At 74.4% G+C, this 15,459-nt stretch carries 15 protein-coding genes; 6 read left to right on the forward strand and 9 right to left on the reverse strand.

The genetic code is table 11. The features are described from left to right. Positions 1-26: 26 nt before the first annotated feature. Complete coding sequence (locus tag SM793_RS21750) at positions 27-980, reverse strand: hypothetical protein (RefSeq protein WP_320439919.1); 954 nt, start codon at positions 978-980, stop codon at positions 27-29. Between the two features lie 63 nt (positions 981-1,043). On the opposite strand from SM793_RS21750, the gene SM793_RS21755 reads away from it, so the two are divergent. Next, positions 1,044-1,679 carry a TetR/AcrR family transcriptional regulator gene (locus SM793_RS21755; protein WP_320439920.1) on the forward strand — a complete coding sequence of 212 codons (636 nt, stop codon included), beginning with the start codon at positions 1,044-1,046 and terminating at the stop codon, positions 1,677-1,679. A 120-nt stretch (positions 1,680-1,799) separates the two neighbouring features. Here the strand turns inward: SM793_RS21755 and SM793_RS21760 are convergent, their stop codons facing one another. Then, positions 1,800-3,365, reverse strand: a complete 1,566-nt coding sequence (locus SM793_RS21760) for a choice-of-anchor A family protein (protein WP_320439921.1) — start codon at positions 3,363-3,365, stop codon at positions 1,800-1,802. A 228-nt stretch (positions 3,366-3,593) separates the two neighbouring features. On the opposite strand from SM793_RS21760, the gene SM793_RS21765 reads away from it, so the two are divergent. The 3 genes from SM793_RS21765 to SM793_RS21775 all read left to right on the forward strand — a co-directional run bounded on the left by SM793_RS21765 (position 3,594) and on the right by SM793_RS21775 (position 5,882). Then, complete coding sequence (locus tag SM793_RS21765) at positions 3,594-4,313, forward strand: 4'-phosphopantetheinyl transferase family protein (protein WP_320439922.1); 720 nt, start codon at positions 3,594-3,596, stop codon at positions 4,311-4,313. A gap of 190 nt (positions 4,314-4,503) precedes the next feature. After that, positions 4,504-4,986: a DUF2269 family protein gene (locus tag SM793_RS21770; protein ID WP_320439923.1), complete on the forward strand. Its 483-nt coding sequence runs from the start codon at positions 4,504-4,506 to the stop codon at positions 4,984-4,986. Between the two features lie 65 nt (positions 4,987-5,051). Beyond that, a complete protein-coding gene (locus tag SM793_RS21775; RefSeq protein WP_320439924.1) occupies positions 5,052-5,882 on the forward strand; it encodes a helix-turn-helix transcriptional regulator in 831 nt (276 codons plus the stop codon). 26 nt (positions 5,883-5,908) lie between these two features. Here SM793_RS21775 and SM793_RS21780 read toward each other — a convergent pair whose 3' ends face one another. Both SM793_RS21780 and SM793_RS21785 read right to left on the reverse strand, forming a co-directional pair. Continuing rightward, entirely contained in the window at positions 5,909-6,328 is a 420-nt protein-coding gene (locus SM793_RS21780; RefSeq protein WP_320439925.1) for a hypothetical protein, read from the reverse strand. A 158-nt stretch (positions 6,329-6,486) separates the two neighbouring features. Further along, a complete protein-coding gene (locus tag SM793_RS21785) occupies positions 6,487-7,506 on the reverse strand; it encodes an Lrp/AsnC family transcriptional regulator (RefSeq protein WP_320439926.1) in 1,020 nt (339 codons plus the stop codon). A 114-nt stretch (positions 7,507-7,620) separates the two neighbouring features. Between SM793_RS21785 and SM793_RS21790 the strand changes: the two genes are divergently transcribed. Beyond that, positions 7,621-8,436, forward strand: a complete 816-nt coding sequence (locus SM793_RS21790; RefSeq protein WP_320439927.1) for an inositol monophosphatase family protein — start codon at positions 7,621-7,623, stop codon at positions 8,434-8,436. A 3-nt stretch (positions 8,437-8,439) separates the two neighbouring features. Here SM793_RS21790 and SM793_RS21795 read toward each other — a convergent pair whose 3' ends face one another. The 5 genes from SM793_RS21795 to SM793_RS21815 all read right to left on the reverse strand — a co-directional run bounded on the left by SM793_RS21795 (position 8,440) and on the right by SM793_RS21815 (position 14,376). After that, positions 8,440-9,384: an amidohydrolase family protein gene (locus SM793_RS21795; protein WP_320439928.1), complete on the reverse strand. Its 945-nt coding sequence runs from the start codon at positions 9,382-9,384 to the stop codon at positions 8,440-8,442. Then, the gene (locus tag SM793_RS21800; protein WP_320439929.1) at positions 9,381-11,018 is read right to left on the reverse strand and encodes an acyl-CoA dehydrogenase family protein; all 1,638 of its coding nucleotides are present in this window, start codon (positions 11,016-11,018) and stop codon (positions 9,381-9,383) included. Before SM793_RS21800 ends, SM793_RS21795 begins: the two co-directional genes overlap by 4 nt. Further along, the gene (locus tag SM793_RS21805; RefSeq protein ID WP_320439930.1) at positions 11,002-11,646 is read right to left on the reverse strand and encodes a TetR/AcrR family transcriptional regulator; all 645 of its coding nucleotides are present in this window, start codon (positions 11,644-11,646) and stop codon (positions 11,002-11,004) included. Before SM793_RS21805 ends, SM793_RS21800 begins: the two co-directional genes overlap by 17 nt. A 179-nt stretch (positions 11,647-11,825) precedes the next feature. Further along, entirely contained in the window at positions 11,826-13,349 is a 1,524-nt protein-coding gene (locus SM793_RS21810; RefSeq protein ID WP_320439931.1) for a S28 family serine protease, read from the reverse strand. Between the two features lie 151 nt (positions 13,350-13,500). Beyond that, positions 13,501-14,376 (reverse strand): serine protease, encoded by an 876-nt coding sequence (locus SM793_RS21815; RefSeq protein WP_320439932.1) that lies wholly within the window; start codon positions 14,374-14,376, stop codon positions 13,501-13,503. Positions 14,377-14,541: 165 nt separating this feature from the next. Between SM793_RS21815 and SM793_RS21820 the strand changes: the two genes are divergently transcribed. Further along, positions 14,542-15,414, forward strand: a complete 873-nt coding sequence (locus SM793_RS21820) for a metallophosphoesterase (protein ID WP_320439933.1) — start codon at positions 14,542-14,544, stop codon at positions 15,412-15,414. The last annotated feature ends 45 nt before the right edge of the window (positions 15,415-15,459 follow it).

Consider the following 15,459-nt stretch of genomic DNA (forward strand, 5'->3'; position numbering starts at 1 on the left):
AGGCCGTTCGCGTCACGGCGCTCACGTCACAGCACAGTCAGCTCCTGGACCAGCCCTCCGTAGACGGCGAAGGCCGGCTTGGGGGTGTAGTCGTCACGGAGCAGGCCGAAGTGGTGGAACAGGCCCGGCCCCGCGCTGTCCGCGTCGCGCAGGCCGAAGTGGCCGTAGCCGGTGAGGTTCAGCTCCCCGGCGAGCCCGGCGACCGTCCGGACCACCTCCTCGACCACCTCGGCCTGCCGCTGCTCGGGGCGGTCCGGGCCGGTCGGCCAGCCGTTCTCGCACACCCTGATCGGCACCGCCGCCCCGATCCCGGCCCGGACCACGGTCTCCCTCCGGAAGCCGGTGAGCACCGCCGTGACCGCCGCCCCTAGCACCCCGGCGGGGACCGGCCGGAAGACGTCCGGGAAGAAGTCCAGGCCGACGTGGTCGAGCGCGCGGTGGAACCGCTCGTCGGCGAGTTCGCCGAGCGCGGACCAGAACGGCTCGGCCGGGTCCGGGCTGAAGGCCGCGTTGAACCCCACGGCGAGGTCGAGGCCGAGGGCGAGCGCCTCCTCCTTGGCCGCGACCACCCCGTCGACCAGCGCCCGCAGGACGCCCGGGGCGGAGCCGTCGAGTACCGGCGAGTCGACGTTCGGCTCCTCGCAGATCTGCAGGGTGCCGATCCGCCCGCCCTCGGTGCGGACCGTGTGCCGGACGAAGTCGGTCCAGCCGTCCGGCCGTTCGCCGGGGCCGCGGTACTGGAGCACCAGGTCGAGCCGGCGCCCCTCGCCGAGGTACCGCTCCGGCTCGGCCGGGGTGGGCGGCAGGGCCGGGCCCGGCGGGTACGAGCGGTAGGCGCGGACCAGCAGGGCCGGTGCGGCGCCCTGGAGTTCGCGCAGCGCGGCGGTGATCCGCGCCGGGTCGTCCGGGCGGACCGGGGTGATCACGCGGCTCTCGTCGCCGAGCAGGCCGCCGGGATAGACGCCGAAGGTGAAGGTCATGGCCCCACCGTAGCCGAAATTCTTGGTGTCACTGCAAGTTTGGAGCGGCACTATGATTCCCTTATGGGACTTCGCGAGGAGAAGAAGCGGCAGACCCGGGCCCTGCTCGCCGACACCGCGACCGGACTGTTCGCCGAGCACGGGTTCGAACGGGTCACGGTGGCCGAGGTGGCCCGGGCCGCCGGCGTGGCCGTCAACACGGTGTTCAACTACTTCCCCACCAAGGAGGACCTCTTCTTCGACCGGCAGGAGGAGGTGGTCTCCCGGCTGGCCCTGGTCGTGCGCGAGCGGCCGCCCGGCAGCTCCCCCGTGGACGCCGTCCGGGCCGAACTCCTGGCCGGGCTGGACGCGACCGAGCCGACGTACGGGCTGGACCCGCGGGCCGCGGCGTTCTGGCGGACGGTCGAGGACAGCCCGGCGCTCCGGGCCCGGCTGCTGGAGCTCGGCGAGCGCGCCGAGGAGGCACTGGCCGGGGCCCTCGCCGAGGAGGCCGGTACGGCGCCCGGCGATCCGCTGCCCCGACTGGTGGCGGGCGCGCTGGCCGGGGCGCACCGGGCGGCCCTGGCGGAGGTCCGCCGGGGCATGGTGGCCGGCGAGCCGGTGGACGCCGTCCGGGCGCGGGTCGTGGCCGCGGTGACGGCGGCCTTCGGTCTGCTGACGGCGGGCCTCGACGGCTGGCCGGGCCGAGCGGGGGGCTGAACTCCGCCGCCCGGCCGGCCCGGGACGCGTCCTCGAGCCCCCGCCGACGGCCCCGGGCCGCCCGGTCGGAGTGACCGGGCGGCCCGGGGTACTGCTGGGGTACTGCCGTCGGCGCTCGCGTCAGCTGTGGCGGCCCCGGCGACGGGCGGCCAGGACGGCGAGGGCGCCGAGGCCGAGCAGGCCCACGCCCGCCAGGCCGAGGACCACCGGGGCGCTGCCCGCGCCGGTGGCGGGCAGCTGGCCGCCCCCGCCGCCGTGGCCGGGCGCCGGGTGGTGACCGGTCGGACCGTGACTGCTGGGACCGTGGCTCGACGGGCCGTGGCTGGTGGGCGCCGCGCTGGAGGAGCTGGGCGAGGTGGTCGGGGTGGTCGGGACGGCGGAGCCGGTGGTCGGCGTCGGTGAGGTCGGGGTCGGGGACGTCGGCGCCGGGGAGGTGCTGGTCGGGGTGACCGGGCTGGGCGAGGTCGGCGCCGGCGAGGTGGTGGTCTCGGTCGGGGTCGGGGTCGGGGTCGGCGTCGGGGAGGTCGGCGAGGGCGACGGCGAGGTGGGCGAGGGACTCGGCGTCACCTCGCACTCCGGCAGGTCCCCGTCGAACGGGTAGCTGTGGATCTCGTAGCCGCCGCTGCCGTTCTGGACCAGGTTGCCGGCCAGGTAGACCCGGCCGTTCATGCCCGGCATGGTGATGGTCGTGGTGCCGGCCGGGTTGCCGGCCATCACGGAGCCCTGGAACTGCGCGCTGCCGAGGATCTGCGCGCCGGTGGAGGTGGGGAAGTTCCACATCAGCCGGGAGCGCATCTCGGTGGTCTGGTCGCCCGCCAGGCCGGTGCCGGTGTAGGTGTTGATCACCGGGTTGTCCGCCAGCATGTTGACCACGACGGTGGCGCCGGCCGGGATGTTGTTGAACACCAGGCCGATCTGCCCGCCGGTCGGCGAGGCCAGGTTCCCGGGGACGTTGAAGACCTGTTTCATGCTGGTCCCGTCGCCGGTGAAGGTCGCCTCACTGCTGGTGACGGCGACGGTGCCGGTGGCGGCCGCCCGGCCGACACAGGAGGAGACCTCCTCGATCTGCGTGAGCACCGACCGGTACGGGGCGGCCGCGTCGGCGTCCTTGATCGCCTGGCCGGTCGGGTCGATGGCGACCGTGCCGGTGAGCGTGCCCGCGTACCGCAGGTTGCCGAAGGCCTCGCCCTTGGAGTCGCTACCGCCGATCAGCAGGCTGTTGCCGGGCTGGACGGTGACGTTGCCGCCGACGGTCAGGAAGTCGCTGCCGTTCGGCGGGACCACCCGCGAGCCGACGCCGACCACACCCGCGTTGAAGGCGCCGCCGCCCTCGCTCTTGTTGATCTCGAAGTTCCCGAGGGTGACGATCCTGCCCTCGGCCTCGGCTGCCCGGCCGGCCACCAGGTAGTTGCCGCCGGTGAAGACGGTGAGGGAGGCGTCCCGGCCGGCGAAGTCGCCGTTGTTCGGCGGCGTCGGCCAGACGGCGGGGCAGTCCGGTCCGCTGCACGGCCCCAGCGGCGGGGCCAGCGGAGCGGCCGAACCCACCGTCAGCACCGCCGCCAGGGGCAATACGGCGACGGCGGTCGCCACCGCGACCCGGACGGTCGTCCGCCCCCTGGGGGACGGCGGACGCTCCACGGTGGTCCTGCTGCGGTCCGGCGCACCGGTTCTCTGACCCTGACCCATCGGCACATTCCTCCGCACAGAGAAAGGCAGGTGGAGCAGCACCTGCCAGATTCCAGTCGATTCCCGATCATCTCGTCCCATTGCGGAGAATCCCGATATACAGGGAATTCCCTACTAAATCGGACCATCCGTACCTTACAGACCATCAGCGGCGATCCGAAAATGCTCCGGTCGGACGAGCCGACCGTGTCCTTCCGGGCCACGCGCGGCCCCCGCTAGGTTGGAGCCATGACTTCCGCCGACAGGACCTCCGACGCGGCCCGCACGACCGACGCGATCGCCACCGTCGCCGCGAGCGCCGACGTGCTGCGCCACCCCGAGGCCGGGGAGCACCTGCTCACCGGGGTCGAGAAGGAGCGCGCGGCCCGCTTCCGGTACGAGTCGGGGCGGGTCGACTTCACCGCCGGGCACATCCTGGTCCGGCTCTGCGCGGCCCGGCTGCTCGGCGTCCCGGCGGCCTCGCTGACGCTCGCGCAGCACTGCCCCGACTGCGGCAAGGGCGACCACGGCAAGCCCTACCTGCCCGACCACGCCGGGATCTCGGTCAGCCTCTCGCACACCAAGGGCGTGGTCGCCGCCGCCGCCGGGCACCGGCCGATCGGCGTCGACGTCGAGCTCACCGACCGGGGCGGCACCCTGCTCGACGTCGCCCCCCGGGTGCTCGCCGAGGAGGAGCTGCGGCAGGTCCGGGCGCACGCCGACCCGGCGCGCGCCTTCCTGCGGCTGTGGGTCCGCAAGGAGGCGCTGATCAAGGTCGGCCGGACCACCCTGGACGGCCTCGCCGCCGTCGACCTCTCCGGGCTGCCGCTCGACCTGCCCGGCGGCCGTCCGCTGCTCGGTCGCTTCGAGGACCTGGAGCTGCTCGACTGGGCCGACGAGTCGCACGGCGCGGCCGTCGCGGCGGTCTGCGGGCTCCCGCCGCGGGTGGTGGAGCTGTCCGCGCTCTGACCCGGGGGCTGCGGCGGCTCCGACGTGGGTGGCTGCTCCGACCCGGGGCCTGCGGCGGCTCCGACCTGGGTGGAAGGCGGTCGGATAAGCGGTGTTAGCGTCCTGGACGGGGCGATGAGAACCGTCCGCCCCGGCTGCCCGCGCCGCGACCGCCGCCGGGCCGCCCCGCTGAACCGCAAGGGTGCCCGCCATGGCCAAATTCCTGCTGAGCCTGCACGTCCTCGCCTCGGTGCTGTTCATCGGCCCGGTGGCCGTGGCCGTCAGCATGTTCCCGCGCCGGGCGGGCGCCGCGCTGGCCGGCGGGCCCGAGCAGGCGGCCGACGCCGGCATGCTGCGGCAGTTGCACCGGATCACCCAGGTCTACGCGCTGCTCGGGATCGCGGTGCCGGTCCTCGGCATCGGGCTCGCCCAGGTGATGGACGTGCTCGGGCAGTCCTGGCTGATCGCCTCCATGGTGCTGACCGCCGTCGCCGCCCTCGCGCTGCTGCTGTTCGTGCTGCCCGCGCAGCAGGCCGCGGTCGACGCGCTCGCCCTGGAGCCCGGCTCGGCCGAGCACGGCAGAGCCGTCCGCGGACTGAAGCAACTGCCGATGACGGCGGGCGTGTTCAACCTGCTCTGGGCGGCCGTGGTGGTGCTGATGATCGTCCGGCCGGGATCGACCACCGGCGCCTGACCGCCCCGGCGTCGGCAGTAGTACTGCCCGGACCGCCGCGGCACCGACAGTAGTACTGTCCGGCCATGACGATCATGGCGGGGATGGGGCCCGGCACCGGGACGGGAATAGGGCCGCTGCTGCGCGGCTGGCGGGAACGGCGGCGGCTCAGCCAACTGCGGCTCGCCCTGCTGGCCGACTCCTCGGCCCGGCACATCAGCTTCGTCGAGAACGGCCGCGCCCGGCCCAGCCAGGACCTCGTGCTCCGGCTCGCCGAGCACCTCGACGTCCCGGTGCGGGAGCGCAACGCGCTGCTGCTGGCCGCCGGCTTCGCGCCGCTCTACCCGGAGAAGCGGCTGGACGATCCCTCGATGGCGGCGCTGCGCTCCGGTATGGAACGGCTGCTCGCCGCCCACGACCCCTACCCGGCGCTGGTCGTCGACGGGTCCTTCCAGGTGCTCGCGGCCAACCGGGCGCTCGGGCTGCTGCTGGCGGGGGTCGCGCCGCACCTGCTGGAGCCGCCGCTGAACGCGATGCGGATCACGCTGCACCCGGAGGGGCTCGCGCCACGGATCGTGAACCTGCGGCAGTGGCGGCGGCACCTGCTGGAGCGGATGGAGCGGCAGCTCGGGCTGGTCCGCTCGGCGCCGCTGCGGGCGCTGCTGGAGGAGGTGCGGGCCTACCCGGAGCCACCGGGCGTGGCACAGGAGGCCGAGGAGGACCTCACCGAGCTGTTCCCGTTCGCGCTCCCGCTGCGGATCGCGCACGAGGGGCGGGTGCTGTCGTTCCTGTCGACGATCGCGACCTTCAACACGCCGATGGACGTGACCGTCTCCGAACTGGCCCTGGAGGCCTTCCTCCCGGCCGACACGGAGACGGTCGTGTTCCTCCAGGCCGCCGTGGGGGCGGAGCGGTAGGACCCTTCCGGCGGGCGGGCGTGCGGTCAGGCCGGGATCCGGCGCAGGGTGGTGAACTGGAGGACGGCGAAGAGTGCGACGGTGCCGGCCTGCAGGGGGATCCAGACGTAACCGGCGGTGCTCGGCTCGAACCACAGCTCCATCGCCAGCACGCTGAGCGCCGTCCAGCCCAGGTTGATGTCGATCACCGCCCGCACCGCGGTCCGCGACGGCTGCGGACGGGTGGCCAGCAGGCCGACCGCCAGGCCGAACACCGTCAGCACGGCGCCGAGTTCGAGCAGGGTCGAGCGGCCCACCCCCAGCAGGTCGCCGAGCGGGCCGGAGAAGGCCAGGTAGGCGAGGCCGTTGCCGCCGCTGACCACGGCGTCGAGGGCGAGGAACCGGCGCAGCGCCGTCCAGGAGGCGGGGGCGGTGCGACGGGCGGTGGTGACGGTGTGGGCGGACATGGCGGATCGACCTCCGGCAGTGGGGTGGGTTCCCGGTCGGCGCTCCGCCTCCGGGGTGGGCACCACTGTGCCGGGCGGCCGGACGGCCGTCGATTACCTCCGGGGTCATCCGTCCTCCTCCGGGGTCCTGCCCCGCGCCCGGGCGGGTGTCGGCCGGATCAGAACCGCTGGGCGCGCGGCCGGAGTACCTCGGCGCCCGGCGGCCGCAGCGGCACGCCCGCGCGCTTGACCGCCCGCGCGACGATCGCCGTCTCGGCGCGGTCCACACCGAGCGGGCCCAGAGTGTCCGTGACGAACCGGTAGAGGCCCCCGTGGTCCGGGCAGAACACCGCGGCCATCAGATTGGCCGGCCCGCTGGTCGCGAACACACCGTGCACCTGCGGGTGCCGGCCCAGCGCCGCGCCGACGGCCGCGAGCCGGCCCGGCGGCACGTCCAGCCACAGGTTGGCGTCCACCGCGAGCCCCAACAGCCGCGGGTCGACGGTGACATGGGTGCGCAGCAGCCCCGCCCCGTCCAGCCGGTGCAGCCGGCGCCGGACGGTGGACTCGGGGGTGCCGGCCGCCGCCGCCAGCATCGCGTGCGACTGCCGGGCGTCCTCGCCGAGCCTGGCCAGCAGGTCGCGGTCCAGCGCGTCCAGCGGCACGCCCCCGGCGGCGGGGCGGGCGGCCGGGAGTTCGGCGAGCAGGGCCGCCTCCGCCTCCTCCAGATGGCCGGAGCGCCATTGGCCGGCGTCCGCGAAGGCGTGCAGCACGGCGTGGACGGTGGTCTCGGTGACCGCGGCGGTGGCGGGCAGTTGCCCGTACAGCAGCCGGTCGCGGGCGCCCGCTCCGGCGAGCATCACCGCGCCGACCTCCTGGCCGCCGAGCATGACGTCGACGAAGGGCACGTCCGGCCGTTCGGCCAGCGCCCCGGCGACGGCGTCACCCTTGCCCCGCAGCACCCGGATCCGCAGCAGCAGCGCGCCGACCGCCGCGTTCCCGGCATCGGGCATCCGGACCACCCGGACCAGGCCGGTCTGCTGGAGCCGGACGAGCCGGCGGGTGACCGTGCGCGGGGAGACGCCGAGCACCTCGGCGATCCTCCCGGCCCCGGCCCGGCCGTTCACCTGGAGCGCGCAGACCAGCCGGCGGTCCAGGGTGTCCAGCACGGTGTCCGGATCAGCAGCAGCGGCGTCCATGGTGTCCGATCTCCGTCGTCCGTCCGCTCCGGACGTCCTGTCCGGGCGCTCCGACGGTACTCCTTGACCACGTGACCACATGACCACGTGGCCACGAGGAACGGGAGAGGGACCATGGGCGACATCGAGGTGCGGGAATTGCGGACGCTGCTGCCGGCCGTGGAGGCGGCGGTCCGCGAGGTCGGCGCGCGGCTGGCCGAACGGCGGCCGGCCGAGCCCTGCCCGGAGCCCGGCCTGGCCGGGGCGATGGCGCGGTTCGCCGCGTTCGACGACCCGGCGGCTGCCGAACTCCGCGCACGGCTGGGCGTGTTGCGCCCGGCGGCGGGCTGGGTGGAGGACGAGCTCCACTGCGCGGTGCCGGCCGAGGGCGAGTGGTGGCTGTGCGACGCCGTCGACGGCGCGGTGCAGTTCCTGCTCGGCATGCCGCAGTGGGCGGTGACCGCGACCCTGGTGCGCGACGGCGCGGCGGTGCTGGCCGTGGTGCACGCGCCGCAGCTCGGCGCCCGCACCTACCGGGCGGTGCGCGGCGGCGGCGCCGAGCTGGACGGGCGGCCGATCGCCGCCGTGGAGCGGGAGTTGGCGGCGGCGGTGGCCGGGACCAGCCAGCCGCCGACGGTCGCCGCCGACCCGGTGGCGCTGCGCCGGGCGGGCGCCTCGCTGTCGGCGGTGGCGGGCGCGGTGCTGGCCGTCCGCAATCTGGGACCGACCTCGCTCCAGGTGGCCCAGGTCGGCTCCGGACACCTGGGCCTGTTCTGGGAGTTCGGCGCGGACGCGGCCAATCTGCTGCCCGGCGCACTGGTCGCGGCGGAGGCGGGAGCGGCGGTCACGGACACCGCCGGGGCCCCGTGGACGCCCGCCGCGGACGCCTTCCTGGCCGCGGCGCCGGGCCTCCACGGGCGGGCCCTCCCCCTGCTGAACGACGTTGACTGACAGTCAGATCCGGAGCAGCGCAGCCGCGTTGTCGTGACAGACGGCACGCAGCCAGTCCTCCCCCAGCCCGAGCCGGTCCAGCACGTCCAGCTGGTGCCCGTACCGGTAGGGGATGTTGGGGAAGTCGCTGCCGAGCAGGACCTTGTCCCCGAGGGCGCGCAGCCGGGGCAGCTCGGCGGGCGGGAAGGGGGTCTCCCGTTCGGAGAAGTCGGTGAACGCCATGGTGGTGTCCAACCGGACACCGGGGTACCGCTCGGCGAGGTCGAGGAATTCGGTGTACTCGGGCAGGCCGAGGTGGGCCACCACCAGGACCAGCCGGGGGTGCCGGGCGAGCACCGCGCCGATCGGGCCGGGGCCGGTGTGCTTGCCCGGGACGGGTCCGGAACCGCAGTGGGTGACCACCGGCGTGCCGGTCTCGGCGAGCAGTCCCCAGACCTCGTCGAGCAGTTCGTCCGCCGGGTCGTAGCCGCCGACCTGGAGGTGCGCCTTGAACACCCGGGCGCCGTCGGCGAGCGCCCGGGCCACATAGCCGGGCGCGCCGGGCTCGGGGTGGAAGGTCGCGGTGTGCAGGCAGTCGGGGGTGCGGGCGGCGAAGCCGGCGGCCCAGGCGTTCAGCCACTCGGCCATCCCCGGCTTGTGCGGGTAGAGCATCGCGGTGAACGCCCGGACGCCGAACTCCCGCAACCGGGCGACTCGTTGCTCCTCCGCCTCGCGGTAGGCGATCGGCCAGGGGCGGCCGGTCAGCGGGCCGGCGGCGTCGAAGTACGCCCACACCTTGTCGAGCACGTTCTTCGGCATGAAGTGGGTGTGGACGTCGATCAGGCCGGGCAGGCCGAGGTGCTGCCAGAAGGCGCGCACCCCGGCCGGCTCGGCGGCGGGAACGGGGGCCGGCTCGGCGGCGGGAACGGGGGCGGGAACGGGGGCGGCCACCGGGTCGGGTCCGCTCATACGGCGGGCACCGGCCGGGCGCGGTCGATGATCGCCGCGACGTCCGGGCCGGGCGGCAGGGTGCCGAACGCGGCACCGTGGTCGCCACCGAGCCGGGAGGCGCAGAACGCGTCGGCGACCGCCGGGTCCCCGTACCGGACCAGCAGCGAGCCCTGGAAGGCCAGCGCCATCGCCTCCACCAGCCGGCGGGTGCGGTACTCCAGCTGGTCGAGGTCGGTCAGCTGCTTGCGCAGCCCGGCGACGGCCGCGTCGAGCCTGCGGTCGGCGCCCGCCGCCGCGTCCAGCTCGCCGAGGAGGGCGTCGACGGTCTCCGGGTGCTTGGCCATGGCGCGCAGCGCGTCCAGGGCGGCGACGTTGCCGGAGCCCTCCCAGATCGAGACCAGCGGCGCCTCCCGGTAGAGCCTGGGCATGCCGGACTCCTCGACGTAGCCGTTGCCGCCCAGGCACTCCAGGGCCTCGGCGGCGTGCGCCGGACCGCGCTTGCAGACCCAGTACTTGGCGACGGCCAGGCCGAGCCGGCGGACCAGCGCCTCCCGCTCGTCCCCGGCGAGGGCGGCGTCGGTGGCCTGGGCGAGCCGCATCGCCACGGTGGTGGCCGCCTCGGACTCCACCACGAGGTCGGCGAGCACATTGCGCATCAGCGGCTGGTCGACCAGCGCCCGGCCGAACGCCCGGCGGTGCAGGGCGTGCTGGACGGCCCGGGTGGCCCCGAGCCGCATCCCGGAGGCGGCGCCGATCGTGCAGTCCAGCCGGGTCATGTTGACCATCTCGATGATGGTCCGCACCCCGCGCCCCTCCTCGCCGACCAGCCGGCCGTACGCCTCCTCGTACTCGACCTCGGCGGAGGCGTTGGACTTGTTGCCGAGCTTGTCCTTGAGCCGCTGGAGGCGGAGCCGGTTGCGGCTGCCGTCCGGCAGGACGCGCGGCAGCAGGAAGCAGCTGAGCCCGCCCGGCGCCTGGGCGAGGGTGAGGAAGAGGTCGGACATCGGCGCCGAGGTGAACCACTTGTGGCCGGTGAGCCGGTAGCTCCCGTCGGGCTGCGGGACGGCGGTCGTGGTGTTGGCACGGACGTCCGAGCCGCCCTGCTTCTCGGTCATCGACATGCCGGCGATCAGACCGCGCTTGCCGTGCGGCTCGCGCAGCCCGAAGTCGTACTCGGTGGCGGCGAGCAGCGGTTCGAACTCGGCGGCCAGCGCGGGGGTGGCGCGCAGCGCGGGAACGGCGGCGTAGGTCATCGAGACGGGGCAGGTGTGGCCGGCCTCGACCTGGCTCCAGACGTGGAACCTGGCGGCGCGGGCGGTGTGCGCGCCGGGCCGGTCGTCCCGCCAGGGGGCGGCGTGCAGGCCGTGGCCGACGGCGGTGCGCATCAGCTCGTGCCAGTACGGGTGGAACTCGACCTCGTCGATCCGGTGGCCGAAGCGGTCGTGGGTGCGCAGCACCGGTGGGTGCTCGTTGGCCAGCCGCCCCCACTCGGCGGCCTGCTCGGAGCCGGCCAGCCGGCCGAGGGCGTGCAGTTCGGGCTCGGCCCAGCCGGCGCCGGCCCGGTGCAGGGCGGCGAGCAGCGCGGGGTCGGCGGCGGTGTCGTGCCCGTACGGGGGCGGGGCCTGGTTGGTGACCTCATGCGTCGCTGTCATCGCGTTCTCCAAGCGCTCGGAGGGTGAAGGAGACGAGGGCGGGGACCACGGCGTCGGGGGCTCCGGGGCCGTGCGGGGGTACCGCGGCGAGCGGGGGTACCGCGGCGAGCGGGCCGGTGAGGGCCTCGGCGGTGGCGCCGACGATCGCGGCGGCGGTCAGCTGCGGGTCCTGGGGCGGCAGCCGCCCGGCGGCGAGCGCGGTGGCGATCTCGGCGGCGAGCACATCGCGGAAGGTGCGGCGGAAGACCAGGCGCTCGGCGTCCACCACGGTGTCGGCCGGTTCGACCAGCAGGGCGTGGGCGAGCCGGGGGGCGCGCAGGGCGCGGGCGGCGAAGGTCTCCACGACGGCCGCGATCCGGTCCCGGGGGGTGTCGTGCCGGGCGACGGCCTCGTGCACGGCGGCCACCTCCCGGGTGACCACCCGGCGGAAGAGCTCGACCGAGAGTTCGGCCTTGTTCGCGAAGTGCCCGTACATCGAGCCGGTGGCGATACCGGCCCGCTCGGCCACCGCGGCCATGCTGCAGCCGCCGTAGCCGCGCTCGGCGAGCAGGCCCACCGCGGCCTGGAGCACCGCCTCGCGCTGGGCGTCCAGGCGGGCTTGCACGGCGGGGGTGCGACGGTAGGCCATGGAAGTATTGAAGCACCGATTCACTGCTTCGGGGAGGCATCGGACGCGGGCCCGGGGGTCGCCGGCGGGCGGCGGGCGGCGGGCCGCGGCGCGGACCCCGGAACGGCGGAGGGCCGCCCGTCCGCCGGGCGGCCCTCGCTTCGTACGGTCCCGGGTCCCGCGACCGCGGGCGGTCCGGACTACAGCCGGACGCGGTCCTGCTTCAGCCCCTCGATGTCCAGCGGGCCGATCGGCGGCACCTGGTACTGCCCGGTCAGCGCGCGGGCCGAGGCGTCCGCGCCGAGACCGGCCCACTCCAGCACCTTCGCGGTGGCCGCCGCCGACTCGCCGGCCGGCAGCTTGGCGATGTTGGAGCCGTGGTTGCCCCCCGGCACCGTGTAGACGTAGCTGTCCTCACTGCCCCGTCCGAGACGGAACGGCTCGGCGCCCCACGGGTCGTTCTGGCCGTAGACGTAGATGATCCGCTCGGCCGAGTTCCGCACCCAGCGGTCGATGTCGCGCATCGCGGACGGGTCGAAGCGCATCGGGATGGAGCGCGGCACATAGGTGCGCGGCGCGTACAGCTCCTTGTAGTCGTAGTGCAGCAGGCCCTTGAGGGCCGAGACGTCGAAGGAGGGCGAGCCCAGCTCGGTGCCGGCCTGGTAGTAGTACGCGGTGTACCCGGCGAGCGACTGGTCGCTGTTGCCAGTGATGCCGGACTGGGTGTCGAGCCAGGCGTACAGCGCGTCGTCGGTGCCGGCGGCGCCCGGGACGTTCACGCAGTCGGCCGCCAGGCTGTACTGCCAGAACGCCCAGACCGAGTCCAGTACGGCCAGCTCGTACGCCTTGTCGGCGCTGCCGATGGTGGTGAAGGTGGAGCCGGCGGCGGCGTTGTCGGCGGCGTAGCGGGGCTCCAGCCGGTCGCGGCGAGCCAGCAGTTCACGCTGGGTGGCGGTCAGCGCGGCCCGGCACTCCGGGGTCCCGACCTCGCGGAAGAACCGGCTGTACGCGGAGTCCTCGCGCTCGTCGACGTCGTTCGGGGCGACGTAGGCGATGGTGCCGGCCACGTCGTCCGGGAAGAAGCGCCGGTGGTAGGTGGAGGACATGCCGCCCTTGGAGCCGCCGGTGGACAGCCACTCCTGGTGGTAGATCCGCTTCAGCGCGGTGATCATCCGGTGCGCGTCGGTGGCCGCCTGCTTGATGCCGGCCTTGCTCCAGTCGGCGGGCTCGGGGCGGGACGGCGTGAAGTAGCGGTACTCGATGGAGACCTGGTTGCCGTCGACCAGCCGGGCCGGCTCGGTGCGGGAGGGCGTGGTGCGCAGCGTGTAGCCGTTGGTGAAGAACACGGTCGGCCGGTCGTAGCCCCGGTGCAGCACGCTCAGCCGCTGCTGGAAGGTGCCCAGCCAGGGGCGGGCGTGGTCGATCGGCTGGGTGTAGGTGAGCAGGAAGTACCGGTGGCCGGTGGTGGTGGGCTGCTCCTCGGTGACGGTCATGCCGGGGATCCCGGCCAGCCGGTCCTTGATGTCGGCCGACGGGTCGTCGGCCGCCGAGGACGCCGCGGCCGTACCGGTCGCCGCAGCGGTGCCATTCGCCCCGGCCGCGGCAGTCGTCCCGGCTGTGCCAACCGTCCCGGTGGGCCCGGCGAGTGCCGTCGGGGCCAGGCCGAGGCCGAGCAGCGGTATCAGCAGAACGGCGCCCAGCAGCCTTCTGATCGTGGTGGTCATCAACTCTCCATCGGGTCAACGGAACTGTGCGGTGTTCTGGTCCGAACTCTCCGGCAGTCGGCGCGCCGCCGCCGGGCGGACCGGCCGTCCGGTAGACGGCCGAATGGGCCACCCGCCGGTCGCGGATGGCCCATCGGGGAAGAAGCGCAGGTCAGGGGCGCGGCAGGGTGCAGCCGGCCCTGGTGAGGTCGAGCTTGTTCCCGGCGCCGAAGCAGGCGGGGATGAGGTACGTCTCCTGGGCGTAGCCGATGCCCCGGCGGACGGTCACCACGCCGTTCTGGTCCACCTCGCACGGGTTGTTCAGGGTGCAGCGCTGGCCGTCCTCGTTGATGGTGTTGTTCACCGCGACGACCTGCCCGCTGTTGGCGTCGACCACCGGGGAGCCGGAGGTGCCGCCGATGACGTTGCAGGTGGAGGTGTAGCGGAGGGAGTCCTTGAAGGTCCAGTCCGCTTCCTTGAGCCGGTAGGCGAAGCCGTCGGCCGAGCAGGAGTAGATCTTCTTCCAGTACCCGGAGACGACCTTGATCGAGCTGCCCTGGACGGGGTGGGTGGCCGCGACCGTCAGCGGGGCGATGCCGTAGCGCGACTGGATCGCGGCATAGGTGGTGTTCAGCTGGTAGATCGACACATCGGTGTCGGTCATGGTGCCGTAGACCATCTTGCTGGCCTTCACCGTGCCGAGCGATCCGCCGCTCGCGCTGAGCAGGGTGAAGCTGCGGCTGGAGGTCTGGTTGGTGACCACCTGGCCGGGGCCGGGCATGCCGGACTCCAGGCAGTGGCCGTTGGAGAGCACCAGGGCCGGGTCGTTGGCGGTCGAGGCGGGGAACCGGACCAGCGAGCCGGAGCAGTTGCTCAGCGCCACCGTCCCGGCGAACGTGACGGCGGCGGCCTTCGCGGCCTGCGGCGACGTCGCGGTCGTGCTCGTGCTCGTGGCGGCGGTGGACGCGGTCGCGGCGGGGGCGCCCGCCAGGGCGGTCGCCCCGGCGAACAGGAGCGCGGCGGCCGTGCCTATGAGCGGCTTCTTCATGAGAGACCTCTCGGTGTTCTCGGCGTGGGGGTGCCCCAAAGCTGGCGCGGACATGACGCCCTGTCAAGGGTCCTGTCGCGGCCCCCCGGGCCAGAGGGCCGTGTTCCGGCCGCCGGACCCCGGTACTGTGATCGGGACGGCAGGAAGACCATCTGGGGGGCTGACATGACCGGCGACCACCGCACGGACGACACACGGCTCGGACCGACCGGAGGCCGGCTGCTCGCGGTCAGCGACCTGCACGTCTCCTACCAGCAGAACCGCGACCTGGTGGAGCAGTTGCGCCCGGGCTCGCCCGACGACTGGCTGATCGTGGCCGGCGACGTGTCCGAGTCCACCACCACCATCCGCTGGGCCCTGGGGCTGCTGGCCGAACGCTTCGCCAAGGTCGTCTGGGCCCCCGGCAACCACGAGCTGTGGACCCACCCCAACGACCCGGTGCAGGTGCGCGGCGTCGAGCGCTACCAGCACCTGGTGGACATGTGCCGCGAGCTGGGCGTGGTGACCCCCGAGGACCCGTACCCGGTGTGGACCGGCGCGGGCGGCCCGGTCGCGGTCGCCCCGCTGTTCCTGCTCTACGACTACAGCTTCCGGGCCCCCGGCACCTCCACCAAGGAGGAGTCCCTGGCGGCCGCCTACGAGACCGGCGTGGTCTGCGCGGACGAGCGCTTCCTGCACCCCGACCCGTACCCGGACCGCGACTCCTGGTGCCGCGAGCGCGTCCGGCTGACCGAGAAGCGCCTCGTCGAGCACGACCCCGGACTGCCGCTGGTCCTGGTCAACCACTACCCGCTGGTCCGCCGGCCCACCGAGATCCTCTGGTACCCCGAGTTCGCCCAGTGGTGCGGCACCGAGCTGACCGCGGACTGGCACCTCCGGTTCAACACCGCCACGATGATCTACGGGCACCTGCACATCCCCCGGCGGACCGAGTACGACGGGGTGCCGTTCGAGGAGGTGTCGCTCGGCTACCCGCGCGAGTGGGGGCGGCGCGGCCTGCCGGACCCGCTGCTGCGCGAGGTGTTCCCGGACGCGTGAGGCGTCGCGCGCCGGGGTGTCCGGGTCCCCGGCGCGCCTGCCCGG

Source organism: Kitasatospora purpeofusca (assembly GCF_034043715.1).
Taxonomy (GTDB): Bacteria; Actinomycetota; Actinomycetes; order Streptomycetales; family Streptomycetaceae; genus Kitasatospora; species Kitasatospora purpeofusca_A.

Coding starts and splice junctions, on each gene's coding strand:
- SM793_RS21750 (WP_320439919.1), bottom strand. CDS start 980: ATGACCTTCACCTTCGGCGTCTATCCCGGCGGCCTGCTCGGCGACGAG.
- SM793_RS21755 (WP_320439920.1), top strand. CDS start 1,044: ATGGGACTTCGCGAGGAGAAGAAGCGGCAGACCCGGGCCCTGCTCGCC.
- SM793_RS21760 (WP_320439921.1), bottom strand. CDS start 3,365: ATGGGTCAGGGTCAGAGAACCGGTGCGCCGGACCGCAGCAGGACCACC.
- SM793_RS21765 (WP_320439922.1), top strand. CDS start 3,594: ATGACTTCCGCCGACAGGACCTCCGACGCGGCCCGCACGACCGACGCG.
- SM793_RS21770 (WP_320439923.1), top strand. CDS start 4,504: ATGGCCAAATTCCTGCTGAGCCTGCACGTCCTCGCCTCGGTGCTGTTC.
- SM793_RS21775 (WP_320439924.1), top strand. CDS start 5,052: ATGACGATCATGGCGGGGATGGGGCCCGGCACCGGGACGGGAATAGGG.
- SM793_RS21780 (WP_320439925.1), bottom strand. CDS start 6,328: ATGTCCGCCCACACCGTCACCACCGCCCGTCGCACCGCCCCCGCCTCC.
- SM793_RS21785 (WP_320439926.1), bottom strand. CDS start 7,506: ATGGACGCCGCTGCTGCTGATCCGGACACCGTGCTGGACACCCTGGAC.
- SM793_RS21790 (WP_320439927.1), top strand. CDS start 7,621: ATGGGCGACATCGAGGTGCGGGAATTGCGGACGCTGCTGCCGGCCGTG.
- SM793_RS21795 (WP_320439928.1), bottom strand. CDS start 9,384: ATGAGCGGACCCGACCCGGTGGCCGCCCCCGTTCCCGCCCCCGTTCCC.
- SM793_RS21800 (WP_320439929.1), bottom strand. CDS start 11,018: ATGACAGCGACGCATGAGGTCACCAACCAGGCCCCGCCCCCGTACGGG.
- SM793_RS21805 (WP_320439930.1), bottom strand. CDS start 11,646: ATGGCCTACCGTCGCACCCCCGCCGTGCAAGCCCGCCTGGACGCCCAG.
- SM793_RS21810 (WP_320439931.1), bottom strand. CDS start 13,349: ATGACCACCACGATCAGAAGGCTGCTGGGCGCCGTTCTGCTGATACCG.
- SM793_RS21815 (WP_320439932.1), bottom strand. CDS start 14,376: ATGAAGAAGCCGCTCATAGGCACGGCCGCCGCGCTCCTGTTCGCCGGG.
- SM793_RS21820 (WP_320439933.1), top strand. CDS start 14,542: ATGACCGGCGACCACCGCACGGACGACACACGGCTCGGACCGACCGGA.